Consider the following 26608-nt stretch of genomic DNA (forward strand, 5'->3'; position numbering starts at 1 on the left):
GGATAGATGATATTATTCTATCCCGAATTTACGACTTATCTCATCGGCCTTATTAATCCATTTCTTGGGTGCGTCAAAGCGATACCCTATATAGAATTCAAGAAAACTAATGGAGTCATCTAGTATAAGATTGTCTGCTGAAGTATGAGTTAATAATTGTGTATTGATATTAACGCCACTGAAGAAGGATTCTGAGTTGTATCCCCCGGTCATTCTAAAAATTAATTGTGCTAGTCCTGTCAAGGAAGTTTCGCCATGTGATTTTGATAAATTAAAACCTAAACCTCCAGTACCACCTGCAGAAATGAGAAAATTTTCGTCGAAAACCCAATTGTAATAGTACCCAGGGCCAACTGCTAGTTTGAAGGAATGTTCTAGCTGGTTTTCTAATACAGGATCTTCTAGTTTAAACTTGGTATAGTAATAAGAAATACCGGGAATAAAACTACCGGCACTTTCTTTCTGCCATTCATTTTGAAATCCAATCGCCCGAAAAGAAAAGTCTCGGTTAAATATATAGCTTGATGTGCCGCCAATCTTTATTGTTTTTAAATCATCTATAGGCAATGTTAAATCTTGTGTGCGGATGAAGAATCCCTTTTGCTTATAGAAATCTACGGTTTGCATAAATTGGCCAAAAAAGGTTCTAATATTGAACGTAATCAATTTCGAATCTTCATTGTCTTTATTCTCCGACAAAAAATTAGGTGCATAACCAAAATCGACCTCTAAAAACCGAAAGAGTACAGATAGTCCTAAATAACTTTTATCATTAGGAATGAACTCAGTTTTAGCACGTGTAATCTTATCTCTAAGCGTGAAATTATTAGAAGTGGACTGTAAGGACAATCTAAAGGTGATTTTATCAGGAAAGGCCTCTTTATAAGCTGAATCTTGTGCATTGGCTAGTTGGGAAATACATAGCATGCTGAAAAATAGTACTATTTTTATACCCATTCTTTAGGTTGCATTAATACATCTAACAATTTTTCTTCTTCACTTCCTTTTTCTGGTTGATGGTCATATACCCATTGTACATGTGGAGGTAGGCTCATTAGAATACTTTCTATTCTTCCGTTTGTCTTTAATCCGAATAAGGTCCCTTTGTCATGAACTAAATTAAATTCTACGTATCTACCTCTTCTAATTTCTTGCCAATCCCTTTGTTCTTTAGTGTATTCAAGGTCTTTTCTTTTTATAACAATCGGTACATAACTGTTTAAAAAGCTATTGCCGACTTCGGTTACAAAATTATACCAGTCTGGTATACCTGTAGTTTCTGTAGCCTTGCAATAATCGAAAAATAAACCTCCAATACCACGTGCTTCATTTCTATGCGTATTCCAAAAATACTCATCGCAACGTTTTTTATAGGAGTTGTAAAAAGTATCGTTGTGTTTATCGCAAGCAGATTTACAAACCTCATGAAAATGTTTGGCATCTTCATCAAAAAGGTAATACGGAGTTAAATCTTGACCACCTCCAAACCATTGATCTACGATTTCACCATTTTTTCCGTACAGTTCAAAATAACGCCAGTTCGCATGAACTGTTGGAACCATTGGGTTTTTTGGATGTAGCACTAAACTAAGTCCGCAGGCGAAAAAATTAGCATCTTCAACTTTAAAATAAGCTTTCATGCTATCTGGAAGTTCTCCATGTACACCAGAAATATTTACGCCTCCTTTTTCAAAAACAGCACCATTTTCAATTACACGGGTACGGCCGCCACCGCCTTCTGGGCGAACCCAAATGTCTTCTTTAAAAATGGCTTTACCATCTACCTCTTCTAATTTAGCGGTTATAGTATCTTGAAGTTGTTCTATATATGCGTAAAATTTATCTTTCATTTTTTAAGACGTAAAGTTCCATATCTAACGGGTCTTCATTAGGCGGAGTATGTTCTTTTAATAAGGTTTCTTTCCAAATATAACCACAATTTTCTGCTACCTTAATACTACCAATATTAGATTTGTGAACTATAATTCTAAGTTGCTTTAAATGCTGATCTGTAAGTCCCCATTCAGAAATGGCTTTAACAGCTAGTGACGCGAAACCTTTGCTTTTATATGGATATGATATGCAGTAAGCAAGTTCTGCTTCTTTGGTCGCCCTTTTTAATTCTTTAAGGTAAACCAAACCTATAATTTTTCTGTGCTCAGGTTCTTTAAGCGTGAATAAATACTCTTTTCCAGACAGAAATTCTGATACCTTATCTAAAACAAAAATGTTAGATAAGGTCGGATTTAGATTTGCAGCAACGGTCTTTGGAAAGTACCTTTTTATATAATCGGCATTTGATGATATAAAATCGCATAAGCGCCAACCATCTCTTTCAGAAATAGGATTTATCTCGAAATGGGGCAAATGGAAAGAATTCATACGTATACTATAAGTTAGTCTACTCCTTAAATATTCCCTTAATTTAAAACAAAACTATTAAGCCTGCTTGTATTCCTTAACAGCATCAATAAATGCCTTAGCATTCTCTACAGGAATGTTAGGTAAGATACCATGACCTAAATTAACAATATAGCTATCCTTACCAAATTCGTTTATCATTTGGTGTACCATCTTTTTAATTTCGGATGGAGGAGATAATAATCGTGCAGGATCAAAGTTACCTTGTAGGGTTATTTTGCCACCACTTAAATAACGTGCATTTTTAGCAGAACAAGTCCAATCTACACCTAATGCAGCAGCACCTGATTTTGCCATATCGCCTAGCGCAAACCAACATCCTTTACCGAAAACAATAACCGGGGTTTCGTCTTTTAATGCATCGATGATTTGTTGTATATATTTCCATGAAAACTCTTGATAATCGGTAGGTGATAACATGCCACCCCAAGAATCAAATACTTGGACAGCATTGACACCTGCAGCTACTTTTGCTTTTAAATACGCTATAGTAGTATCGGTAATTTTCTGTAAAAGCTCATGTGCTACCAAAGGTTGTGTAAAGCATAATTCTTTGGCTTTATCAAAAGTTTTGCTTCCTTGACCTTGTACGCAGTAACATAAGATTGTCCAAGGGGAACCGGCAAAACCAATTAAAGGAACTTCATCATTCAATTTTTCCTTTGTAGCTTTTATAGCCTCCATCACATAACCTAATGTTTCATGAACATCTGGTACTATAACACTATCTAAATCTTTTTGAGAACGGATAGGGTTTGGTAAATACGGACCAAAATTCGGTTTCATTTCCACATGAATATTCATTGCTTGTGGAATAACCAAAATATCGCTGAACAAAATAGCGGCATCCATACCATATCTACGAATTGGTTGTACCGTAATTTCTGATGCCAATTCTGGAGTCTGACAGCGGGTAAAGAAATCATATTTCTCTTTGATTGCCATAAATTCTGGCAAATATCTACCTGCCTGGCGCATCATCCATACTGGTGGTCTTTCTACCGTTTCACCTTTTAAGGCTTTTAAGAATAAATCGTTTTTTAAACTCATAGGTTCTCTTTGTTGTCTTTGCGAGAAGCTTTTTTAATTAGCTAAACTCGTAAAGTCGGTAATTTTATATTATATCACAGCCAAAGGCTAATCTTTAAAATCTTTGTTCACTAGTTCAATAACACTTTCTACTGTGGGTATTTTAGCAACCTTAACTACTTTGAAGTATTCTCTGGCTGCTTTTGCGGTGGTTTCACCAATGCAGTAAGCTACTTTGTCTGCTGAATTCTCTTTAAGGTAACTTTCAACGTTAGACGGACTATAAAACATAATACCTTTTACTGTTTCTGGAATAGATTTACCAGATAGTTTTGTTCTATACGCCTCAATTGCATTGACCGTAATATTGTTTTCCTCTAAAATGCTTGGTAATTCATCTAAACTTAAATTGCCATGAAAATAGGTGATCTCAGAACCATCAATAAATTCTACCAAGTGGTTCGCTAAATCTTTGGCGTTGTTTTCAAAGTGCGTAATTTTACCAAACTTGTTTTTAATAAATCGACGTGTTTTTCTACCAACACAGTAGATATTTTCAAAGTCTAATTCAGCAGCACTTCTACTTGCTAACACCGCTTCTACTGCATTTTTACTAGTAAAAACAACATTTTTATGTGCCTTTTTAAGAATTATAGGCGAAATACGGTTCGGATTAATTTTTATAAAATCATCTGAATCGGCATTCACTGAAATATTAAGAAGCAGTTGTTGTGGCGGAGTCAGCTTTTTAGTAGAAAAGATATTTATTACTAGGTTAGCGTTCGCCAACTCGGTCATAAGTCTTTTGCCGCCTCTTGCTAAAATACTTTTAGCACAATCAATTCCTAAGTTTTGATGTTTGCCTAAAGGTGCTGTTAATTCAGCCTCTAGCTTTTTGGTTCCATCAACATTAAGTAAGACACCTTTAAGGGTTACAATGTTTTCTTTATTGATATATGATAACGCTCCGATCGGTGCGCTACATCCACCTTCCAATTCTCTAAGAAATTCTCTTTCTAAGGTAACACAGGTATCTGTTTCTTCATGGTTTAGTTGGGCACATGCCTCACGAACTTCTTCGTCATCCTCCATTGCAACTACCATAATGGCACCTTGAGCAGGAGCAGGTAACATCCAAGTTAAACCAATAGTATTTTCAGGCTCTAATCCAATACGTTCTAAACCGACAGCAGCGAAAATAGCACCGTTCCAGTCGTTGTTGTATAATTTTTCTAAACGGCTATTTATATTCCCCCTTAGATCAACAATAGTATGTGTTGGGTATCTGTTAAGCCATTGTGCTTGTCTTCGTAAACTACCGGTTGCAATAACAGCGTCACGGGAGCCCAAAAACTCCTCGTTATCATTAAACGCCATGATGTCCATATAGTTACCTCGCTTTAATACAGCGGCTTTTACAATACCTTGTGGTAAGGCAGTAGGTACATCCTTCATGGAGTGTACCGCAATATCTATATCGCCATTGATCATGGCAACATCCAATGTTTTTGTAAATACGCCTGTAATGCCTAGTTCATATAGTGGTTTGTCTAGAATTAAGTCTCCAGTAGATTTTACAGGAACTAATTTAACAGTGTGTCCTAAAGCTTGAAGTTGTTTTTTAACGGTATTCGCCTGCCATAGCGCTAATTCGCTATCGCGTGTGCCTAATCGTATTACTTTACTCATTTTTCGTCCAATTCTAATTGAAATACTTTTTGGATAAATTCTAAACTTGAATTTGAATCTACCGTGTCATCTTTAAGATGGTTTGCAAATTGTGTAGTTATTTTTTGAATGATGCGATTTGTAATTACATCGGCCTGATCGGCATTGAAATTGACTGTTTTCTTAGATTGATAGTCAAGTTCCTCGTCTTTCATTGTCTTTAACTTCTTCTTCAATGCTTTAATAACAGGGGCAAATTTTCTAGTCTCTAACCACTGGTTAAAATCGTGCATTACCTCCTGGTTAATAGCTTCTGCTTCTGGAATAAATTGTTTTCTACGCTCTAATGTTTCATCGGTCATTTGTGATAAATGATCTAAATGAATGACAGTAACATTTTCTAGGTCTGAAATAGAAGCGTCCACATTTTTAGGAACCGAAAGGTCTAAAATTAATAGTGGCTTGTTTGTATATATTAATTCTTTTGTTATAGTAGGTTTCTGTGCTCCTGTTGCTACAACCAATATATCAGATTTTCTAATTTCTGATTGTAGGTCACCGTAATCTTTTACCATTAGGTTAAACTTCCCAGCTATTTGCTCAGCTTTTCCTTTAGTTCTATTGATTAGGGTAATATGCGGATTTTTAGTATGCTTAATTAAATTCTCGCATGTATTACGACCTATTTTCCCTGTACCGAATAATAAAATATTTTTCTCGGAAACATTTTCAACATTTCGCATGATGTATTGAACAGAAGCGAAAGCAACAGAAGTTGCTCCTGATGAAATTTCCGTTTCATTTTTTATTCGCTTACTGGCTTGTATAATACAATTACACAATCGTTCTATAAAATGATTTGCAAGACCGAGTTCTTTAGAACGTTTGAAGCTTTGTCTAAGTTGACTTATGATTTCAAAATCTCCAAGAATTTGACTGTCAAGTCCAGTACCTACACGAAATAGGTGATTGATAGCCTCCTTGTTTTTATAAACATAGGCTACTTCTTGAAAAGCTTCAACAGTACCATTAGAATGATCACATAATAATTTGATAAGTTGAAATGGGTGTTGGGCAAAACCATGAAGTTCGGTACGGTTACAGGTCGATGTAACTAAGAGACCGTCAATCCCCTGATTCTTAGCTTCTGCCAGAAGTGATTTTACAGCTACTTCGTCTAAACTGAATTTGCCACGCGCTTCTGCATCAGCCTTTTTATAATTAAGGCCGATAGTATAAAAAGAGTTGTGTTTAGAAATATGGTAGTCTTTCATAAAGCGGATACAAAAGTATGGGCATCAATCTTATAAAAATAACGCTTGCGGTACAATAAGTGTCGTCTGCAGAATTTTTGGATGAAAAATGATATTTATCAGTTAAATAGCCATAATTTTATAGGGTTATCGGCTAAATATGAATTATCTATTTAGATGCTTTCTAAATAGATAAAATAATTCTTAAGAAGATGGAAGTTAAAAATAACGCTCAAAGGTCATATGATGAAGTTCTAATAGAAGACGGATTTTACGTTCTTAAATTTCAGAATGAAGAAGATGGAAGTGTAAATTATTCTCGCGAGATTAATAAACGATTTATCCAGTTTTATTTTTGTTTAAAGGGTAGTGGTACATTTTCTTTTAATCAAGGTAGTTATAGTTTGAATGTTACAGAAGAGAACTCTTTACTGCTGTATAATACACAATTAGACCTTCCGCTTAATTTAAAATTGGAACCAAAATCTTCTATGGTTTCGGTGGTGATGACCTTGCGAAAATTTCATTCCCTTTTTACTGCAGAAGCTGATTATATTCCGTTTTTGAGTACTGATAATAAAGAGAAAAAATATTATGCTCAGGAACCATTTTCACCTTCCATTGCGGTTATTTTGAGTCAGATTATAAACTACAACTTACACCCTTCTATAAAGGCGTTATATGTAAAAGGCAAGATTTACGAATTAATTGCCTTGTATTTTAATAAGAGCCCGAATGCAGATATAGAGCAGTGTCCTTATTTAGCAGACGAGGAGAATGTGAAGAAAATAAAAAGGGCAAAAGAAATCATTCTTGCCAATATGGCTGAGCCCCCTACGTTGACAGAGCTTGCGAGCGAAATCGGACTAAGCCTAAAGCGTTTAAAAGAAGGATTTAAGCAAATTTATGGAGATTCTGTTTACAGCTTTTTATTCGACCATAAAATGGATTATGCAAAAAGTTTATTGGAAACAGGACAGTATAATGTCAATGAAATAGGTTTAAAGGTTGGTTACAGTACTGCAAGTCATTTTATAGCAGCTTTCAAGAAAAAATACAATACCACTCCGAAAAAATATTTAATGGCGTTGGCAGGGAGTTAATAGAAAAGTTAGAGAGGTCTAGCCACCATGATACCTATATTGCTTTTAATATTTTTCAGGTAATCGGCTAAGGGTAATTTGGATACTTCGACTTCCATAGAACCTGTTGAAGCATGCAGTAAATGAATTCTGCCATCTATTTCTCTAGTGGCAATACCGGTATGGGTAACATCTAAACCATTAATCGATGTGGCTAATGCAATAATATCACCCGATTGAATAAGGTGTTCGTTTTCGGCAATTTTATTTTGTGCCAAGACACAAATAATTTGATTTTTCAAATAGTCTTCTGAATCTTTTATTTTCGCGAAATTCAGGTCATCTGCTAAATATGGATATAAATTTCTATGGGTGCTCATAAAGTCAATATCCTTGGTAATTTCTATACCACCGATTTCACCAGTTATATCTTTTACAAGTGTTTTCTCTGCATTATTGGCAATCCATTCTGAGAAGTAGTGCAAGCGTGAAGCATACCCATCAAGAACCCCATCTTTATAGCGTATAATTTCAAGATTATTGATGAAGGCATCAAAAGAATATTCTTGTTGCCTAAGAAGCATAGAGAATGCCAGTACGTTTTCTACAAAGGTGGTGCAATCTAATCCTTGCAGATTTACCACTAAAGTTTCAGTATCCCCAATTTCCAAAGTTTTGGCTACGTAGGGAGTTGTCACAAAGGTTTTACCAACAGATACCAATGTATTTCCATAATTGGACTGTAGCATTCTTTCAATGGTATTAATTTTTTCTTCAACTGCTGCCTTGTCTTTTGGGGAGCAGGTGATTTGTTGTGTGAAACCCAACTGTGAGTTTGTAAGTAATATTAGAAGTAGTAAAAACTGTCGCATTGTATAAAATTATGAATTATCACTTTCTTCTATCTTGTTTTCTAATAATATTCTCGTTCGCACTATACTCTCCGGATAATTTTCCTGTAAAAAAGTTATGAGTTTTTCGCGAACAAAAACGCGTAAATCCCAAAGAGTAGAAGCATCTTTGGCGCTTACCATTGCTCTTATTTCAACACATGTGGGCTTGGAATCTGTTACTTGAATATTTTGGGTTAAACCATCCCATAGATCGGTAGTTTTTAAAATTCGTTCTAGTTCTTTTCTAAGAGCATCAAAAGAAACCCTATAATCGGTATATAAATATATGGTTCCTAAAAGATCGGCCGATTTCTTCGTCCAGTTTTGAAAGGGTTTTTCAATAAAATAAGGGGTAGGTACAATCAATCTTCGTTTATCCCAAATATTAACAACCACGTAAGTCAGTGTGATTTCCTCGATTCTGCCCCATTCACTTTCAACAATGACTACATCGTCAATTTTTATGGGTTGAGCAATAGCAATTTGTATACCTGCCAAAATACTGGCAATCATTTTTTGAGCCGATAGACCTACAATGATACCCGCAACACCTGCAGAAGCAAATATACTTACTCCAATTTCTCGTATACTTTCAAAACTCATAAGAGCAATACTTAGCCCTATAATAATAATGACAACGATAATAATTCGCTCTAAAATATTGAATTGGGTATAAACCTTACGTGCCCTATAATTATCGATTGCATTTACATCGTAATTATTAATGATTTTTCGTTTCGCAATTTTTAACCCTATAATTAACAGCCAAGTAAAGGCAAAAATTATTGAGATGGTGCTGATTTTACTTAATAAGTAGGTGATTTCTTCAAATCCTAGAAGGCTATGAAATGGTTTAATGCGTATGGCAATGGCCATAAAAATTATAAATATGGGCTTTGCTATATTTTTAATATCCTCCTTATCAAGTAAATATTTAGGATTCTTACCTAATCGTTTTAATAATTGAACAGTAACTAATTGAAGTAATAGTAAAATTAATATTGCTCCAACAATGTAGGCTAGCAGTATAGGGTTTTGTGTTAGTTTCTGCATTTGGAATTCGCTTTCGTGAATTAGTAACAAATCTAGACAATTAAATATCCAAAAGAGAAAGGTTAAACACTATCAACTTTACTTATACATTAATTTGAAAGTTTTTTTAGTTCGCAAATGTAGCTAGTATTACAAGTGTTATTTTTGCAATTGGAAAATCAAACGCTATGAAAGGAGTATTATTGGTCAATTTGGGTTCACCGGAAAGTCCTACCGCAAAAGATGTAAAGCCTTATTTAGATGAATTTTTAATGGATGAAAGGGTAATCGATGCCCCTAAATGGTTACGCGCTTTTCTTGTAAAAGGGATTATTTTGCAAACCAGACCAAAAAAATCTGCTAAGGCCTACGCTAAAATTTGGTGGGAAGAAGGTTCGCCGCTAATAGTGCTTTCTGAACGTTTTGCTAATAAAGTACAACAACATACAAAAATGCCGGTTGCGCTAGGTATGCGCTATGGCACTATGACTATTAAAAATGCGTTGCAGGAACTAAAGGATAAAGGAGTTGATGAGGTTCTATTAGTTCCCTTATATCCACATTATGCCATGTCTAGTTTTGAAACAGTGGTGGTAAAGGTTTTAGAGGAACAGCAACAATATTTTCCTGAAATGGAAGTAACGACATTACCCGCTTTTTATAAAAATGCAGATTATATTCAAGCCCTTTCAGAAAGCATTAAAGACGGATTAAAAGATTTCGATTATGACCACATATTGTTTTCATATCACGGTATTCCTGAACGTCATATTCGTAAAAGCGACCCAACAAGTTTTCATTGTAAAATAGATGGTAGTTGTTGTAAGATTAACTCAGTAGCACATAATACGTGTTACAGACATCAAGTTTATGATACTACAGAAATGGTTAAGGCGTATTTAGGATTACCTGAAGAACAAGTTAGTTCTTCTTTTCAATCTCGTTTAGCTGGTGACCCATGGTTAAAACCGTATACTGATTTTGAATTCGAACGTTTGGCCAAAGAAGGTAAAAAACGCTTAGCTGTTATTACTCCCGCTTTTGTTAGTGATTGTCTAGAGACTTTAGAAGAAATTGCTATGGAAGGTAAAGATCAATTTATGGAAGCTGGCGGTGAAAACTATAAGCACATACCTTGTATGAATGATAATGAAGCATGGGTGAAGGTGATGGCTAAATGGGTGAACGAATGGGAAACTACAGGGGTTTTGGCTGTCACGCCAAGTACTTAATTCACTAGAAATATAAAATACTTCAAAGTTTTTGGAGTATAGATAATATCCTGTCAAGGAATATAAATGCCAAACAATAAACTTTAATGGCAAATGTATCCGCTGAGCAATTAGGTTCAGAATCTATATCGAGTTTGCTTGTTAAACAGGCTTTACCTGCCAGTGTTGGCATTTTGGTAATGTCTCTTAATGTTTTGGTAGATTCAATTTTCGTAGGTAATTGGATTGGCTCCATTGCTATTGCGGCAATAAACGTAGTATTACCAATTTCTTTTTTCATAGGTGCTTTGGGTATGTCGATTGGTATTGGCGGCGCAAGCATTATATCACGTGCATTAGGGGCTAATAATAAAGAAAAGGCCTTACAAACGTTTGGCAACCAAATAAGCTTTACACTTTTAGTCACCATAATAATGGTGGTCTTGGGCCTCACCTATGTAGATAGTCTTATTCCTGCTTTTGGCGGTAAAGGTTCCATTTTTGAAATGGCGAAAATCTACTACGTAATCGTTTTGTATGGTGTACCACTTTTGGCTTTGAATATGATGGGTAACGCTGTTATACGTGCAGAAGGGAAACCCAAGTTCGCCATGATTGCGATGATTATCCCATCCATAGGAAATTTAGTGATGGATTACCTTTTTATTAATGTATTGGATTATGGTATGGAGGGTGCTGCATGGGCTACCACCATCAGCTATTTTTTATGTTTCAGTTATATTCTGTATTTCTTTCTTTCCAAACATTCTGAACTTAAACTGAACCTGCAGTATTTGAAAATTAGGTTTAATATATTAAAAGAAATTAGCTCTTTAGGCTTTGTAACCCTTTCTAGACAAGCGGTTGTAAGCGTCATTTATCTTCTGATGAATAACATTCTTTTTAACCTTGGAGGAGAGGCAATGGTGGCAGTTTATGCTATTATTGGTAGAATACTGATGTTTGCCTTATTTCCTGTTTTTGGCGTAACTCAAGGATTTTTACCTATTGCCGGATTCAATTACGGAGCTGGAAAATATGATAGGGTAAAAGAGTCTATTTACACCGCAATAAAATATGCCGCACTATTGGCCACTATTGTTTTTACCGGATTGATGATTTTCCCAGAAGAAATCGCCGGATTTTTCCTTAGCAACAAACCAGGCATGAGTGCTGTAGAACTTGCTACGAATAAATTCGTTCTTGAAAACACCCCTTCGGCCATGCGCTGGGTATTCGCAGCAACTCCGATTATTGCTTTACAACTTATAGGAGCAGCTTATTTTCAAGCAATTGGCAAGGCAGTGCCTGCGTTGTTATTAACGTTATGTAGGCAAGGATTTTTCTTTATCCCCTTAATTCTTATTTTGCCAAATTATCTAGGTGAATTAGGGGTTTGGATTTCATTTCCCATTGCCGATGTTTTAGCAACCATCGTAACTGGATACTATTTGCGTAAGGAGATTAATAGAACGTTGGTTGCTTGAAAAAATCTAACAAAACCGAATCTCACAAAACTATTTCTGTAAGTAGCTTTTGAATTACTAAAAGATAAAGCTATTCAGCCTTCAGATTTCAGACAAAGAAATTAGTTGGCTGGGTTAGCGTGCAGTAATTCCATTCCGGTGGAAGATCTTGGCTTAAACCCTATCCAATCTTTTTCGTTTGAATTTTCTTGTAATTCTAAATACTTAGCATTTTCCTGTTTTTTAAGATGTAGGCCAAGAAATGCAGTTATAAAATGTTGATTTACATTATTTAATTTTCTCTGGTCCCAAGATGGTTCTGCGTACCTGTAATATTCATCTATATGTAATCCTGGAGCCAATGCTTCTGCTGGTGGAGGATTTGGTGCCACGTTGTGACGTGCATTAATATAGGTTAATAAAAATCTGTCGGCATTAACGGCTCCATCATATATAGCTTTTATTCCTTTTTCATAACCGGAAATATCATCTTGGTTACCTGCAACAAAGAATGTCGGGGTTTTTAATCCCTTTAACCCTTCACCATCCCAAACTCCACGTTCCATTCCCCATGGGGCAAAAGCAACAATAGCTTTTATTCTGTCATCAGCTAGTTTCTTGTACTCTTCGTTATTAGCTGTATTGACTGCTATTGATGTGCTACCACCGGTCATTCCTGTAAAGAACTCGGCTAGTGCTTCACTATAACCTGCTCCACCAACATTAAGTACTCCATAACCTCCCATAGAATATCCGATTATGCCTGTGTTATTGGCATCGACTAAACCTTCTAATTTGTTTTTTGAACCTTGAGCTCCTAATTTTTCCATTTCGTTTATGATAAAGCGAATATCTTTTGGTCTGTTTAAAAGAGTGCTTTGAAATGCATTGGCATCTTTAAAAGTAGAATCGGTATGGTCTATGGCTACCACGATATAACCTTTTGATGCTAAATTTTCAGTTAAATAGGTCATTAAATAACGAGAACCCACATAGCCATGCGATACAACTATTAAAGGGAATTTACTACCTGTAGAGGGCGTTGCATCTCTATAGGCTCTACCCTTAAATGTAAAAGGTGTTAATGGTCTAAGGGTGTCATTTGCGGTGCCCATTACTTCGTCATAAACAACGGTTTTAGTATTATCACTAATAGATGCTGGGTACCAAACTTCAATTGTTAAGGGGCGGTCATATAATGGGTCTTTACCATCTTTTGAATTTATAATATCTACCTGATTATTATTTACCAAGTTAATGGTTTGTACGCCTACGTTGTATTCTCCTCTTGCACTTAATTCTGGTGCATCTGGCAATGGATCACCGTATAAAAAGGCACCTGATTGAGCATGAACAGATGGAATGAGTAATCCGTTTAAAAGAATGAGAAATAAGGATAAAGAAAATAATAGCGATCTAAATTTCATAATTGTTAATTTGTTCGCTTAAATATAGGAATACTTTAAATATTCCGTTCGTTTTAACATTATTATGAACTCTCTTTTAGAGGCAAATAATTAATAAGATTATTTATATAAACATGAATTAAGCGCGGAAGGTATACCGTGATGTTCATTATTAAATAATTATTGAAATAGCCTTGTAAATCATAATTTGATAAATGTGCTTCTACATGAATGCCAATAAAATCTTAAAATCAACATTTTAACAACAATTTGTTTAATTTTAGGGAAGACTAATCCAAACTCAAAAGAATGAAAACGCTTTTTACCAAGGCTAGCATCTTTATGCTGGCATTATTTTTATTACCATTATCCTTACTATCTCAAAGAAGGAATAAATCACAAAATATTTCACCAACATATCCCGAAGAATTATACTCTAGTTTAGAGTATCGTTCAATAGGTCCGTATCGGGGTGGTCGTTCTGCCGCAGTTACCGGTGTGCCTGGCGAACCAAATTTGTTTTATTTTGGTGCTGCGGGTGGTGGTGTCTGGAAAACGCTTGATGGTGGCCGTACATGGGATAATATTTCCGATGGATATTTCGGAGGAAGTATCGGTGCTGTTGAGGTTGCCAAAAGTGATCCTAATGTAATTTATGTTGGCGGTGGTGAAAAAACCTTAAGAGGAAATGTTTCTTCAGGATATGGCGTTTGGAAAACTGAAGATGGAGGTAAAACCTGGGCTTCGGCAGGTTTAGAAAAAAGTAGACATGTGCCACGACTACGTGTACACCCTACAGATTATAATACTGTATATGCAGCTGTTTTAGGAGATATCTATAAACCAACAAAAGAACGTGGTGTATATAAAAGTACCGATGGCGGTAAAAACTGGAAACAGGTTTTATTTGTAAATGAGCAAGCGGGTGCTGTTGATTTAACTTTCGATCCTAATAACCCAAGAATTTTATATGCTTCTACATGGCATGCACAACGTACACCTTATAGTTTAATTAGTGGTGGAGACGGTTCAGCATTATGGAAAAGTATGGATAGCGGTGAAACTTGGACAGAAATTTCTAAGAACGAAGGATTTCCAAAAGATACTCTGGGAATTATTGGTGTAGCTGTTTCTCCTAAAAATTCTGAACGTGTTTGGGCAATTGTTGAAAATAAAGATAAGGGAGGTTTATATCGTTCAGAAGATGGTGGTAAAACTTGGTCTGTTGTTAATGAAGAACGTAAAATTAGACAACGTGCTTGGTATTATACCAGAGTATATGCCGATACACAAGATGAAGATGTGGTTTATGTGCTGAACGTAAATTATCACAAGTCTACCGATGGTGGTAAAACATTCAATACGTTTAATGCTCCACACGGGGATCATCATGATTTATGGGTTTCGCCAGAAGATTCGCAACGTATGATTATTGGTGATGATGGTGGTGCTCAAATTTCTTATGATGGTGGTGAAACATGGAGTACCTATAATAATCAGCCTACGGCACAGTTTTACCGTGTAACTACGGATAATTCTTTTCCGTATAGAATTTATGTTGCCCAACAGGATAACTCTACATTGCGTATAGATCATAGAAGTGATGAAAATTCTATAGGTAATGGTAATTGGGAAGAAACTGCAGGCGGTGAATCAGCTTGGATAGCTGTTGATCCTAAAAACGACGACATCGTTTATGGCGGTAGTTATGACGGATTCTTAACTCGAGTAAATCATAAAACAGGTACGGTTAGAGGTATAAATGTATGGCCAGATAACCCTATGGGTGCTGGTGCAGAATCCATGAAATATCGTTTCCAGTGGAATTTTCCTATCCTATTCAGTAGACATAATCCAAAGAAATTGTATACGTTTTCTAACTATGTTCATGTGACTGAAAATGAAGGTCAGAGTTGGGAAGTGTTAAGTGGCGATTTAACTCGAAATGATCCTACAAAATTAGGTTCTAGTGGAGGTCCGATAACTCAAGATAATACCAGTGTAGAATACTACTGTACTATTTTCGCAGCGAATGAAAGTCCGTTGAAAGAAGGTCTTCTTTGGGTAGGAAGTGATGACGGATTAATTCATGTCTCTAAAGATTCTGGCGCAACATGGGATAATGTGACCCCACCAAATATGCCTGAATGGAATATGATTAATAGTATAGAGCCTTCTTATTTTGATGAAGGTACTTGCTACGTAGCTGCTACAAGATATAAGTTGGGCGATTTTCAGCCGTACTTGTACAAAACAACCGATTACGGTAAAAGCTGGACGAAAATCACCGATGGTATACCATCTGAACATTTTACCAGAGTGGTTCGTGAAGACCCTAAAAAGAAAGGATTATTATATGCAGGTACCGAAACAGGTATGTATGTTTCTTTTAATGACGGTACAAGTTGGAGTCTTTTTCAGATGAATTTACCAATAGTCCCTATTACTGATTTGGCTATTAAAGATGATAATTTGATCGTTGCAACACAAGGGCGTAGCTTATGGATTATTGATGATTTAACAGTGCTACATCAATTAGATGAAAGTAAGAAGAATCAAAGCACAATTCTTTTTAAGCCAAGAGATTCATACCGTACAAAAGGAAGAGCGTCTAAAAAGCCTTCTAAAACATCGGGACAGAATTTAGAAAATGGTGTAATCACACATTTTCTACTTAAGAATTATACCGAAAAAGATACGGTTCAGTTGACGTACACTAGCATGGCTGGCGATACTTTGGCTAACTACAATTCGTCTGCTAAGAAAAAAGATAAAAAGTTAAAAGTAAAAAAGGGCGGTAACACTTTTGTATGGGATACCCGTGGTAAAGGAGCTGAGAAGTTAGAAGGCATGATTTTTTGGTGGGCCAATTTCGACGGTGCTAAAGCAGTACCGGGTAATTACAAAGTTCATCTAAATGTTAATGGCAGTACTAGTTCTGAAACTTTTACCATTTTGCCAGACCCAAGGGCAGAAAGCTCGGTAGCCGAAATGCAAAAGCAATTCGATTTTATTACCGATATAAATGCTACCATTGAAAAAGCACATCAATCTATAAAGAAGATTAGAAATGTAACCGAACAACTTAATGCGTTTACTGAACAGTATAAAGATGATGAACGAACTAAGGATCTAGTAGAAAAGGCTAAGACAATGAAAGATAAGTTGGGTGAGGTAGAAAAGGCGTTGTATCAGACTCAGAATAGAAGTGGTCAAGATCCATTGAACTTCCCAATTAAATTGACCAACAAATTAGGTCATTTAAATAGCCTAGTGTCTATTGACGATTTCCCACCTACTGAGCAAGATATTGCCGTAAAGAATGAGTTGACTGCTAAAATAAATAAGGAGCTTAAAATTTTCGATGATGTAGTTTCCTCAGAGCTACTGGAATTTAACGCGGCTTTCAATACATTAGAATTGAATTACTTATTTATCGACGACAGTAAATAATAGAAGAATTTAGTATTTATTTTAAATAAATGATTTATAAATTTTAAAAGGTAAAGTATGAATAATTTAGGTGAGGCAATTGAAAAAATAGTTTGGTTGGAAGGTGAAGTTTCTGATTTAAAAAGGCAGCTTGAGGAACTTAAAATTTATGTTGATCAAGTGACTTCTTGAAATAGTTATTTCGATTGAATTTTTTAAGTATGAAAAAATTTGTATCGAGAAACTTTTTATGTTCCAAATGGTTCTCGATACAATTTTTCTTTACGTTTTACAACAAGAATAACCACTCTAACTACCTAATAATCCATTAATGAAAAAACAACTACTCTTTCTTATGGCGGTACTCGTAACCACCATAACTTTTGCCCAGAATGCAAATGATTATTTTCAACCTTTAAAATTTCGAAATATTGGTCCGTTTAGAGGAGGGCGTTCGGTAACTGCAATGGGTGTTATTGGAGATCCAATGACGTATTATATGGGGACTACGGGTGGCGGACTATGGAAAACAGAATCTGCCGGTCAACGTTGGGAAAATGTTTCCGATGGTTTTTTTGAATTAGGTTCGGTAGGGGCAGTTTCTGTTTCCGCTTCTAATCCGAATATAGTCTATGTGGGTATGGGTGAGCATGCACCCAGGGGTGTTATGACCTCGTATGGTGACGGAGTTTATAAATCTACAGATGCTGGACATACATGGAAAAAAATGGGCCTTGAAAAAACCCAACATATTTCCCGAATAATCATTCATCCAACAAATCCAGATATTGTGTATGTCGCTGCACAAGGAGCTCTTTTTGAAGGTAACCCTGAACGTGGTGTTTACAAATCAATCGATGGAGGTAACACTTGGACGAATACCCTTTTTGTAAATAATTTAACGGGTGCCTCTGAGCTTTCTATGGATGCAAATTATCCTGAAATTATGTATGCGGCTATGTGGGAGCATCAACGAAAGCCAAATATGGTTGTTAGTGGTGGTGTCGGCAGCGGACTGTATAAATCTACCGATAGCGGAGATACTTGGAAGAAAATACACAAAGGCCTTCCAGAGGAAAAAGGAAAAATGGCAATTGCCGTAAGTGCATCTAACTCCAATAAAGTATATGCTTTGATTGAAAGTGATTCTGATGCCGATAAAGGAGGTTTATTCGTCTCGAATGATGCTGGTGAATCTTGGTCTATGATAAGTGGTGATAATCGTTTGGTGCAACGTGCCTGGTACTATATTGAAGTTTTTGTTGACCCTAACGATGAAGATACTGTGTACGTGTTAAGCGCACCGGCACTTCGTTCTGAAGATGGAGGTAAAACTTGGGAAAATGTAGAAGTTGCTCATGGCGATACGCATGATTTATGGATAAACCCTAACAATTCAAATAATATGGTCTTAGCAGATGACGGCGGTGCATCTGTATCTTTTGATTATGGTAAAACATGGTCTACCCAAAGTAATATGCCAACTGCTCAGTTTTATCGTATTAACGTAGATAATTTGTTTCCTTATAATATTTATGGCGGCCAACAGGATAATACATCCGTAAAAATTGCAAGTATGTCTACAGGTAGCAGTAGTATAACTACTAGAGATTGGACAGATTCTGCAGGTGGTGAAAGTGCGTTTTTGGCTTTTGATCCTGATAATCCTAGATATGTAATGGGAGGTCAATATTTGGGTACTGTTGAGATTATGGATATGGAATCTAAAGCTTCAACCCAAATTATGCAAGCGCCTATTCAATATTTAGGTAGAGAGGCTAGAAATATGAAATACTTATTTAATTGGAATGCTCCAATTATAGCTTCTATACATGAATTGGGGATTTTTTATCACGGTGCGCAATATGTATTTAGAACAAGAGACATGGGAGTAACTTGGGATAAGATATCTCCAGATTTAACTCGTGATATAGATGCAAAACAAGGTAATGGTGGTGGGCCATATACCAATGAAGCGGTAGGTGCTGAAAATTATGGAACACTTGCGTACATCTTAGAATCTCCACATGAAAAAGGGCATATCTGGACAGGTAGTGATGATGGTTTAGTTCATCTTACTAAAAATGGTGGTGAATCATGGGAAAACGTTACTCCGAAAGGATTAAAAGAATGTTTGATTAATGCTATTGAGGTATCTCCACACGACCCAGCAACGGCTTATGTTGCTACAACAAGATATAAGTTCAATGACTACACACCAGGACTGTATAAAACAACGGACTATGGAAAAACTTGGACTGCGATAAATTCTGGAATACCTTATGGGGCTTTTACACGTGTAGTACGTGAAGATGAATTCAAAAAGGACCTATTGTATGCAGGTACTGAAAAGGGAATTTATGCTTCTTGGAATGGAGGTAAATCTTGGGAACCGTTTCAATTGAATTTGCCAAAGACTCCAATAACAGATTTAAAGGTTCACAAAGGTGATTTAGTTGTAGCGACTTCTGGTCGTTCATTTTGGATTTTAGATGATGTTGCTGCTTTAGGGCAATATCAACCCTCGAAAAAAGGACTTCAGCTATTGAAACCTAAAGATGCCTATAATGGTTCTTGGGGCAGCCCATTAAATGGTAATTCAGATAAGTTTACCGGCAGTGATGCTTTTGAAGGAATAAACCCTGCAAACGGAGTAGTGTTATATTATGAACTTCCGAAGCTAAAAGATAGTACGGCAATTACCTTAGAGATTTTAGATGCTAAAGGAAAATTGATTCGGACCATCACTTCAGAAAAGGACCCGACCTATACCCCCCATAATGGTGGTGGTGCACCACCAGCACCAGTTCTGAGTAAAGAAGAAGGTCTAAACAGATTTGTTTGGGATATGAAATACCCTATTATGCCAGGGATACCTGGGGTTTATATTGAAGCAGGATTTGGGGGGCACAAGGTTTCACCAGATACCTACACGTTTAAATTAATGGTAGATGGGCAATCAGTATCAACTACAGGTACAATTAAAGAAGTACCTACATATGAAACGAAGCCTGGTCAATATGATGAATATGATGCTTTTATGACAGTTGCGGAGCAAGAGTTAACTAAAATGCATAACATGATTAATCAATTGCATGCAGTTCAAGATAATTTGAAGGAGATGTTGAAAGAGGTTTCAGATCCTGCTGTTAAAAAAGAAGGCGAAAAATTACTTGCCGATATGAAAGCGTGGGATGAAGAAATGATTCAACGTAAATCTCAGGCGTATGATGATGTGGAAAATTTTCCAAATAAATTTTCAGCAGAATACATATTCATGATTAATCAAACGAGTAGTACAATACCAAGATTGAACAAGTCGAGCAAAGACCGCAAGTTAGAATTAGATGCGGAATGGGCAGGCTTAAAATCAAGAGGTAATCAATTTATCAATACCGCTATTCCTGCATATAATAAAGTATTGTGGGAAGCTGGTATTGGCGCTTTAAGATTATAACATAGAATCTTTACGCTTTTGCTAACTTTGAGCTTGAACTTAGCATATTATGAGCGAATATTACAATTATATAAAGTCCCTGCATCTCATCTTCGTAATTACGTGGTTTGCAGGGCTTTTTTATATCCCGAGGTTATTTATTTATCATATTGAAGCCAATCAAAAACCATCTCCGGAGCGAGAAATACTTTCCAAACAATTAAAAGTGATGGCCAAACGACTTTGGTTTATCATCACATGGCCCTCTGCTGTACTTGCAACTTTCTTTGCAGCCTGGTTGCTATTTATGTATCCAGCATGGCTTACACAGCCTTGGATGCACGTTAAACTAGGTTTCGTATTATTATTAATTCTCTATCATTTAAAAAACCATCAAATTTTCAAGAAATTTCAACGGGATGAGATTAACTACACCTCTAATTATATGCGTATTTGGAACGAAGGTGCTACGCTTATTCTCTTTTCAGTAGTATTTCTTGTTATTTTAAAGGGAACTTTTAATTGGATTTTTGGGGTAGTTGGTATAATAGTCGTAGGTATTCTATTAATGCTAGGCATTAAACTTTACAAAAGAATCCGGAATAGGAATCCGGAGGCTTAATGGAATCAGGTTTCAAACCTAGGAGCCCTATAAAGAAGGTGATTCTCAATAACTTAATAGCTATAAAACCCAATTTTGTAACATAACTACTTGTTATAATACTTATAGTTAGCAACCTATTCAGTTTTTATAAAAATGATGTTCAACCTAGGTAAAAAAGAAAGGGAAAAATTAAAAATAGCATTTGGAGAAATTAAAGATGGTCCTTTTGATTTTGAAATGATTGAGAAATACTTCCGGGATAAGGATAATTTTGAAGTATTTCAAATTTTATCAGATAAGACCTGTGATGATTTAGATTTTGACGAAATGTTCTGTTTTCTTGATAGAACAAACTCAAGAATTGGCCAACAATTTCTGTATAATAGGCTTAGAACTATTTCTTCAAATAGAATAAATATTGAACGAAATGAAGAAATTATTTCGCGACTTGCACAGGATGAAGATTTTAGAGTTAAAATCCAAAAAGAGTTGACACAGTTAAATGACTTCAAAGCCTACTATGTGTCCTCTCTTTTTCAAGAGGAACATATAAGCCCGCCTAAATATTTTTTCATTTTCAGATTATTATCATTTACTAGCATATTGCTTTTGGCATTATTACCGTTTAATCCTCAAATCATTTTCGCCCTAATAGGGGTTTTTGTAATTAATCTTGGAATTCATTTTTGGAATAAGAAAAATTTATTCAAATACTTGCAATCAATTCCGCAGTTGTTGCGTTTGAATCGTATTGCTTCTTCCCTACATAAAGAGGGGTTATTCAAAAAAATTAACCCCAACTTAAATAGATCAATCAAGATAATAAATCAGCTAAGAAATAGGATGTTGTTCTTTCAACTTGAAGGAAAACTGCAAGGGGATTTAGCAGTTATATTCTGGAGTACTTTTGAATTAATTAAAACACTCTTTCTTTTAGAACCAATTCTGCTATTTGCAGTCTTAAAACGACTTAACACAAAACGTAATGAAATTGAAGCCGTATTCACATTTATTGGAGAAGTCGATTCGTTAATTTCTATTGCTTCTTTAAGAAAAGGGAGTGAATTGTTTTGCATGCCCAAGATCAGTGAAGAAGATAATACGATTATTGCGGAGGAACTATACCATCCTTTAATTCAAAATTGTGTAACCAATAATATTTCGGTTTTAAATAAATCAGTACTTCTGACAGGTTCTAATATGTCTGGAAAAACAACTTTTATTCGATCTATTGGTTTAAATCTGATAACGGGATTAACAATTAATACCTGCTTCGCAAAAGCAATTAATTTACCAATTATTAGAATATACTCTGCAATTCGGATAAGTGACGATTTAATGAACGATAAAAGTTATTATTTCGAAGAAGTACTAACTATTAAAGAGATGCTTGAAAAAAGCAGGGATGGCAAACCAAGCCTTTTTCTACTCGATGAGATTTTTAAAGGTACAAATACGATAGAGAGAATTGCCGGAGGTAAAGCGACACTATCTTATTTAGCACAAAATAATAATGTAGTCTTTGTATCTACGCATGATACTGAACTAACGGATATGTTAATAGATTCATACGAATTATATCATTTTAGTGAATTGATAGATTCGAAAAGTGTCGATTTCGATTTTAAACTTAAGACAGGGAAGCTAAAGAACAGGAACGCTATTAAAATATTACAAATCAACCAATACCCTGAAGAAGTGATTAGTGAAGCTTTGGAGATTTCAATAAAACTTGATATGAAAAAGGATAACAAAGAATTGAATTGAATTGAAATAAAGAAGAGTTATAGGTTCAAATAAGGAATTAATTCTTCTTCAACCTATTAGTTTTTAGAACTTAATTGAATCTATAGTGATTGAATTGGTGAATTCGATGTTGACTACCAAATGAAGTTAGTATTTTTTGCTTAAATAGTTACAATTGAAAATTCATTGTCATTTTAGCTTTTTGTGCTGCAATTTCAGCCCTTGGTAGAATAAGTTTAAAAGTTGTTCCTTTTCCCTCGCCTTCTGATTCTGCAGTTATGGTCCCACCATGTGAAACAGCGATTTGTTTTACCATATAAAGCCCCAAGCCGGTTCCCTTTACATTGGCGTGAAAACGTTCAAAGGGTGTAAATAGTTTTTTTAAGGCTCGCTCATCCATTCCTAATCCATTATCGCGGATTAAAAAACTATTTGTATCGCCATTAACCTCGCACTCCACAGATATTATAGGGTTTGGTTGGTCTCCCATATATTTGATAGCATTATCTAAGAAGTTGCCAAAAATTTGGATTATTCTTTTACGGTCTCCAAATATATAGGGTAGGTGTTCGGCTATATTAAGTTCAATATTGTCCATACTAAGTTTCCCCTTGATAAGGTCTCTCGATAAATTCAATATTTCATTGGTTTTCAATAACTCATTTTTATTCTCGATTTTACCTAATCGTGCAATTTCGATGATGTCCGCAATTAATTCGTCCATATTATTACATGAAACATCTATCAAACTCAAATACTCCTCTATATTCGGAAAATCTTTCAACTTCATTTCCATTGGTATAAGACTTGAAATTCCTCTAATATTGTTTAAGGGGCCTTTTAAATCATGGGAAACTGCAAATGTAAATCGCTGAATTTCCTCATTTTTTGATTCTAAATTGTTTGCAGCGTCTAGAAGTTTGTTTTTTTGATACTGTAATTCTTTTGTTCGTTCCGCTACTTTTAGCTCTAGTCTTCGTTGGTTTTTTTTAATAGTTCTTACCTTAATATAATGGGCAATATAGAGGACAAGGAAAATTAGTGCTAACATTAATGAACGGAACCACCAAGTTTGCCAATATGGAGGAGAAATGGTAATATGAAGGTCCAATTCGTTATCGACCCAAACACCGTCAGAGTTGGTAGATTTAATCCTTAGCGTATATTCTCCAGGATGTAGATTCGTATATGTTCCACTAGGATTGTTCCCTACATAATTCCAGTCCTTTTCAAAACCATCTAGAAAAAAAGCATAATTCACACTTTCTGGATGTCGAAAGGTAAGGGCCTTAAAATCAATGTTGATTACAGATTGATCATAGTTAAAGGTCAGTGAATCTACTTGACTAATATCTTTTTCTAATACCCCAAAATCGTCATTGGGTAAAACCGGTTTATTGAATATTTTAAGACCTGAAATAAACAAAGTAAGTTTATCTTTTTGTTTTTCTACTGCACTGGCAGTAAATAGGTTAAAACCGTTTATACCACCAAATATATACTCGCCTTTACGGGTGGTCAAAAATGAATTTGCAATATATTCCTTAGACTGTAGACCATCACCTACATCATAATCAATTGTTTTTCCAGTACTAGTATTATACCTGCTAATACCATCTTCTGTACTTAACCATAAGTGCTTGTTCGTATCATCTATAATTCCTTTAATGGCATCATTTTTAAGGCCATCTAATTTTGTGATAGCTTGAAAGGAATCACTTTCAGGTATATATTTGTTAAGACCTCCTTGAGTGCCTACCCAAATAGTATTCTCGCTATCCTGGGCAATCGTATTGATAAAATCATTGCTTAATGAGTTTTTACTATGGTAATGAACACTTTTCCAAATACCATCACTTTTCGTCAACTTAAATAATCCTGAATTTAGACTACCAATCCAAATACGCCCTTTATTATCTTCAAATATTCTATGTAACAAATTAACCTCTGTACCATCCAATTCGGATGTAAGACTAATATTTTCATGACTATTTGTTTGTGGATTAAATACTTGTACCCCTGCAAAATAATTAACAACCCAAATATTGCCTTTTTTATCCTTTAAGAGGTCAATTATAATATTCGATTTTAAAAACGAATTTTCAGTGTTCAATTCTTTAAATTTCTTACTTTTTGTATTGAAAATGGTAATGCCATTCGTCCATGTACCAGCCCAAAGCTCATCTTTTTTTGTTCGCAGTAATGTAAGTACCACGTTACTATTAAAAGTTTTATCATTTAATGTATAATGTTCAAACGTATCTAAAGCCCTGTTCCAATAATTTAAACCGCCGCCATCGGTTCCGATCCATAGATTCCCTTCAGTATCTTCACTAAAACTATTTACTAATTTATTGCTCAAGGATTGAGCATTAAATGGGTCCGAATTAATGTGTTTGAATTTATAGAATTCCGGATCATAAAAATTAAGTCCGCTTTTATAGGGAGCTACCCACATAACTCCATTCCGGGTACTTAAAAGTGCCCAAATAGAGTTTCCCGAAATGGAATTTGGCCGAGTTACACTATATTCTATGTGTCGTATACGGTCTAAAGTTTCGGTATAGATATATAACCCGTTATTTTCCGTGCCTATCCACAATTCATTATTGTTGTTCTTTGCTAAAGAACGTATGCTATAGTTAGGGCTTACAACTGTTTTTTTGGAAAGTAGGTCTGAAGCAGCACTTACGTTCAATTCAATTAATGCTCCGTTAATGGTGCCCAATAAAAAGTTATTTTGATTTAATAGTATTGCAGTATTAATTTCCTCAGTTTCCTTAAACTCACTCAGGATTTCCATATCCTTAGTCATAACAAAAATGTTATAAGTGGAAATAACTAGAATACGTTCATCATCTAAAGGCAGTATTTTAATAATTTTGTTGATTCTCCGGTTTTCAATTTTTATATGGTCACTAGGAGGTAAGAAGTGTTTTAAATCTCCAGTTTCTGCTTGGTATCTATACAGGCCTTGCGATTCCGTACCCAGCCATAGCATTCCATCTATTTTACATATCGATTCAAACCTTATGGATTCAATCTTCTTAGCCTCATTCTTGAACGTATAAGGTATTACAAGATTTAAACTACGGTCATATACACTTAAGCCATGGTTCGTACCAATTAATAAGTTTTCATTATCCTCATAGAACGAGACTATATAGTCATGAGTAAGGCCTGTTTTGCCATCTAAACTTTTATTAAATATTTCAAAGTCTTTTCCATCGTATCTATTCAGACCATTTCGGGTTCCAATCCATATAAAACCAAAACTGTCCTCAAAAAGAATAGTACTCGTACTCTGTGACATTCCATTTTTAATCTGATGAAAAGTAAGAGGCTTTTTATGTTGTGATTGTAAAGTGCTAAGGGAAAGAAAAAGAATGAAAAAGGTTAAAATCTTAAAAAAATAATTTGACATCATGCCAGACTTTTTGGATATACTTAGTTTAAACGTAATTGAAAGTAAGAAATTACTTATAAATATAATTTAATTTGAAATTTCACATTTTTTTCGAAAAGTATTGTCCATAAAAACAAATCGTTAAATTAATTTTTTCAGCCTGCAGGTATAATTTATTAAAAAAGATTTACATCATAAACCCAAAAAAACATTTTAAAAATATACCAATGTTACTTATTGAGTATATGTATGAAGAGTTGTTTTTTTAAATTAAAATTTAGTTTGGTAAGAACTGTGTTTAAAAATCATTCTTAAGAAGTATATGATTTAATTTAACCAATTTCCATTTATTGGAACTTTTAGTACTAAAACTCACCTTCAGTTCAGGAACATCGCGTTTTTATTCTCATCACTATTACGTATCAAAAAAAATCTGTTCAGCTCTAACAAGTTGTTCTGTCGGGTATACTAGCGGACCATATTGATTGAAAATGGTAGCATCCTTAGTATCACGGTCGAAACC

Annotated in this window: 17 protein-coding genes; 7 read left to right on the forward strand and 10 right to left on the reverse strand. The window is 35.1% G+C overall.

Going from position 1 to position 26608, the window contains the following annotated elements:
* Positions 1–12: 12 nt before the first annotated feature.
* The 6 genes from AAC084_RS12320 to hemA form a co-directional block, all read right to left on the reverse strand.
* Positions 13–957 (reverse strand): DUF4421 family protein, encoded by a 945-nt coding sequence (locus AAC084_RS12320; RefSeq protein ID WP_339840505.1) that lies wholly within the window; start codon positions 955–957, stop codon positions 13–15.
* On the reverse strand, positions 948–1850 hold the full coding sequence (gene hemF / locus AAC084_RS12325; protein ID WP_339840506.1) for an oxygen-dependent coproporphyrinogen oxidase: 903 nt from the start codon (positions 1848–1850) through the stop codon (positions 948–950). The genes AAC084_RS12320 and hemF overlap by 10 nt, the downstream gene beginning before the upstream one ends.
* A complete protein-coding gene (locus AAC084_RS12330; protein ID WP_339840507.1) occupies positions 1840–2382 on the reverse strand; it encodes a GNAT family protein in 543 nt (180 codons plus the stop codon). Before AAC084_RS12330 ends, hemF begins: the two co-directional genes overlap by 11 nt.
* A gap of 57 nt (positions 2383–2439) precedes the next feature.
* Positions 2440–3471: a uroporphyrinogen decarboxylase gene (gene hemE, locus AAC084_RS12335; protein WP_339840508.1), complete on the reverse strand. Its 1032-nt coding sequence runs from the start codon at positions 3469–3471 to the stop codon at positions 2440–2442.
* 87 nt (positions 3472–3558) lie between these two features.
* Positions 3559–5139, reverse strand: a complete 1581-nt coding sequence (gene hemC, locus AAC084_RS12340) for a hydroxymethylbilane synthase (protein ID WP_339840510.1) — start codon at positions 5137–5139, stop codon at positions 3559–3561.
* Positions 5136–6392, reverse strand: coding sequence for a glutamyl-tRNA reductase (gene hemA / locus AAC084_RS12345; RefSeq protein WP_339840511.1), 1257 nt, complete (start codon positions 6390–6392; stop codon positions 5136–5138). The genes hemC and hemA overlap by 4 nt, the downstream gene beginning before the upstream one ends.
* 191 nt (positions 6393–6583) lie before the next feature.
* Here hemA and AAC084_RS12350 point away from each other — a divergent pair, with 191 nt between their 5' ends.
* Positions 6584–7474 (forward strand): AraC family transcriptional regulator, encoded by an 891-nt coding sequence (locus AAC084_RS12350; RefSeq protein ID WP_339840512.1) that lies wholly within the window; start codon positions 6584–6586, stop codon positions 7472–7474.
* Positions 7475–7482: 8 nt separating this feature from the next.
* Here the strand turns inward: AAC084_RS12350 and AAC084_RS12355 are convergent, their stop codons facing one another.
* Together AAC084_RS12355 and AAC084_RS12360 are read right to left on the reverse strand one after the other, a co-directional pair.
* Positions 7483–8325, reverse strand: coding sequence for an N-acetylmuramoyl-L-alanine amidase-like domain-containing protein (locus AAC084_RS12355; protein ID WP_339840514.1), 843 nt, complete (start codon positions 8323–8325; stop codon positions 7483–7485).
* A gap of 9 nt (positions 8326–8334) precedes the next feature.
* Positions 8335–9399, reverse strand: a complete 1065-nt coding sequence (locus AAC084_RS12360; RefSeq protein WP_339840515.1) for a mechanosensitive ion channel domain-containing protein — start codon at positions 9397–9399, stop codon at positions 8335–8337.
* A 167-nt stretch (positions 9400–9566) separates the two neighbouring features.
* Here AAC084_RS12360 and hemH point away from each other — a divergent pair, with 167 nt between their 5' ends.
* Positions 9567–10610 (forward strand): ferrochelatase, encoded by a 1044-nt coding sequence (gene hemH, locus AAC084_RS12365; protein ID WP_339840516.1) that lies wholly within the window; start codon positions 9567–9569, stop codon positions 10608–10610.
* A gap of 86 nt (positions 10611–10696) precedes the next feature.
* Entirely contained in the window at positions 10697–12076 is a 1380-nt protein-coding gene (locus AAC084_RS12370; RefSeq protein ID WP_339840517.1) for an MATE family efflux transporter, read from the forward strand.
* Positions 12077–12177: 101 nt separating this feature from the next.
* Here the strand turns inward: AAC084_RS12370 and AAC084_RS12375 are convergent, their stop codons facing one another.
* The gene (locus AAC084_RS12375; protein WP_339840518.1) at positions 12178–13482 is read right to left on the reverse strand and encodes a dienelactone hydrolase; all 1305 of its coding nucleotides are present in this window, start codon (positions 13480–13482) and stop codon (positions 12178–12180) included.
* Positions 13483–13770: 288 nt separating this feature from the next.
* Here AAC084_RS12375 and AAC084_RS12380 point away from each other — a divergent pair, with 288 nt between their 5' ends.
* From AAC084_RS12380 to AAC084_RS12395, 4 genes are all read left to right on the forward strand, one after another.
* On the forward strand, positions 13771–16914 hold the full coding sequence (locus tag AAC084_RS12380) for a glycosyl hydrolase (RefSeq protein WP_339840519.1): 3144 nt from the start codon (positions 13771–13773) through the stop codon (positions 16912–16914).
* A gap of 310 nt (positions 16915–17224) precedes the next feature.
* Positions 17225–20350 (forward strand): glycosyl hydrolase, encoded by a 3126-nt coding sequence (locus tag AAC084_RS12385; protein WP_339840520.1) that lies wholly within the window; start codon positions 17225–17227, stop codon positions 20348–20350.
* A 49-nt stretch (positions 20351–20399) separates the two neighbouring features.
* Positions 20400–20951, forward strand: a complete 552-nt coding sequence (locus AAC084_RS12390) for a CopD family protein (RefSeq protein ID WP_339840521.1) — start codon at positions 20400–20402, stop codon at positions 20949–20951.
* 135 nt (positions 20952–21086) lie between these two features.
* Entirely contained in the window at positions 21087–22700 is a 1614-nt protein-coding gene (locus tag AAC084_RS12395; protein ID WP_339840522.1) for a DNA mismatch repair protein MutS, read from the forward strand.
* Positions 22701–22848: 148 nt separating this feature from the next.
* Here the strand turns inward: AAC084_RS12395 and AAC084_RS12400 are convergent, their stop codons facing one another.
* Positions 22849–25992: a two-component regulator propeller domain-containing protein gene (locus AAC084_RS12400; protein WP_339840523.1), complete on the reverse strand. Its 3144-nt coding sequence runs from the start codon at positions 25990–25992 to the stop codon at positions 22849–22851.
* Positions 25993–26608 lie beyond the last annotated feature (616 nt).

This window comes from uncultured Maribacter sp. (assembly GCF_963977385.1).
In the GTDB taxonomy this organism is placed as follows: domain Bacteria; phylum Bacteroidota; class Bacteroidia; order Flavobacteriales; family Flavobacteriaceae; genus Maribacter.

What these genes read in the sequence shown, in the direction of transcription:
- AAC084_RS12320 (WP_339840505.1), bottom strand. Translation starts at nt 957, where the DNA reads ATGGGTATAAAAATAGTACTATTTTTCAGCATGCTATGTATTTCCCAA.
- hemF (WP_339840506.1), bottom strand. Translation starts at nt 1,850, where the DNA reads ATGAAAGATAAATTTTACGCATATATAGAACAACTTCAAGATACTATA.
- AAC084_RS12330 (WP_339840507.1), bottom strand. Translation starts at nt 2,382, where the DNA reads ATGAATTCTTTCCATTTGCCCCATTTCGAGATAAATCCTATTTCTGAA.
- hemE (WP_339840508.1), bottom strand. Translation starts at nt 3,471, where the DNA reads ATGAGTTTAAAAAACGATTTATTCTTAAAAGCCTTAAAAGGTGAAACG.
- hemC (WP_339840510.1), bottom strand. Translation starts at nt 5,139, where the DNA reads ATGAGTAAAGTAATACGATTAGGCACACGCGATAGCGAATTAGCGCTA.
- hemA (WP_339840511.1), bottom strand. Translation starts at nt 6,392, where the DNA reads ATGAAAGACTACCATATTTCTAAACACAACTCTTTTTATACTATCGGC.
- AAC084_RS12350 (WP_339840512.1), top strand. Translation starts at nt 6,584, where the DNA reads ATGGAAGTTAAAAATAACGCTCAAAGGTCATATGATGAAGTTCTAATA.
- AAC084_RS12355 (WP_339840514.1), bottom strand. Translation starts at nt 8,325, where the DNA reads ATGCGACAGTTTTTACTACTTCTAATATTACTTACAAACTCACAGTTG.
- AAC084_RS12360 (WP_339840515.1), bottom strand. Translation starts at nt 9,399, where the DNA reads ATGCAGAAACTAACACAAAACCCTATACTGCTAGCCTACATTGTTGGA.
- hemH (WP_339840516.1), top strand. Translation starts at nt 9,567, where the DNA reads ATGAAAGGAGTATTATTGGTCAATTTGGGTTCACCGGAAAGTCCTACC.
- AAC084_RS12370 (WP_339840517.1), top strand. Translation starts at nt 10,697, where the DNA reads ATGGCAAATGTATCCGCTGAGCAATTAGGTTCAGAATCTATATCGAGT.
- AAC084_RS12375 (WP_339840518.1), bottom strand. Translation starts at nt 13,482, where the DNA reads ATGAAATTTAGATCGCTATTATTTTCTTTATCCTTATTTCTCATTCTT.
- AAC084_RS12380 (WP_339840519.1), top strand. Translation starts at nt 13,771, where the DNA reads ATGAAAACGCTTTTTACCAAGGCTAGCATCTTTATGCTGGCATTATTT.
- AAC084_RS12385 (WP_339840520.1), top strand. Translation starts at nt 17,225, where the DNA reads ATGAAAAAACAACTACTCTTTCTTATGGCGGTACTCGTAACCACCATA.
- AAC084_RS12390 (WP_339840521.1), top strand. Translation starts at nt 20,400, where the DNA reads ATGAGCGAATATTACAATTATATAAAGTCCCTGCATCTCATCTTCGTA.
- AAC084_RS12395 (WP_339840522.1), top strand. Translation starts at nt 21,087, where the DNA reads ATGATGTTCAACCTAGGTAAAAAAGAAAGGGAAAAATTAAAAATAGCA.
- AAC084_RS12400 (WP_339840523.1), bottom strand. Translation starts at nt 25,992, where the DNA reads ATGTCACAGAGTACGAGTACTATTCTTTTTGAGGACAGTTTTGGTTTT.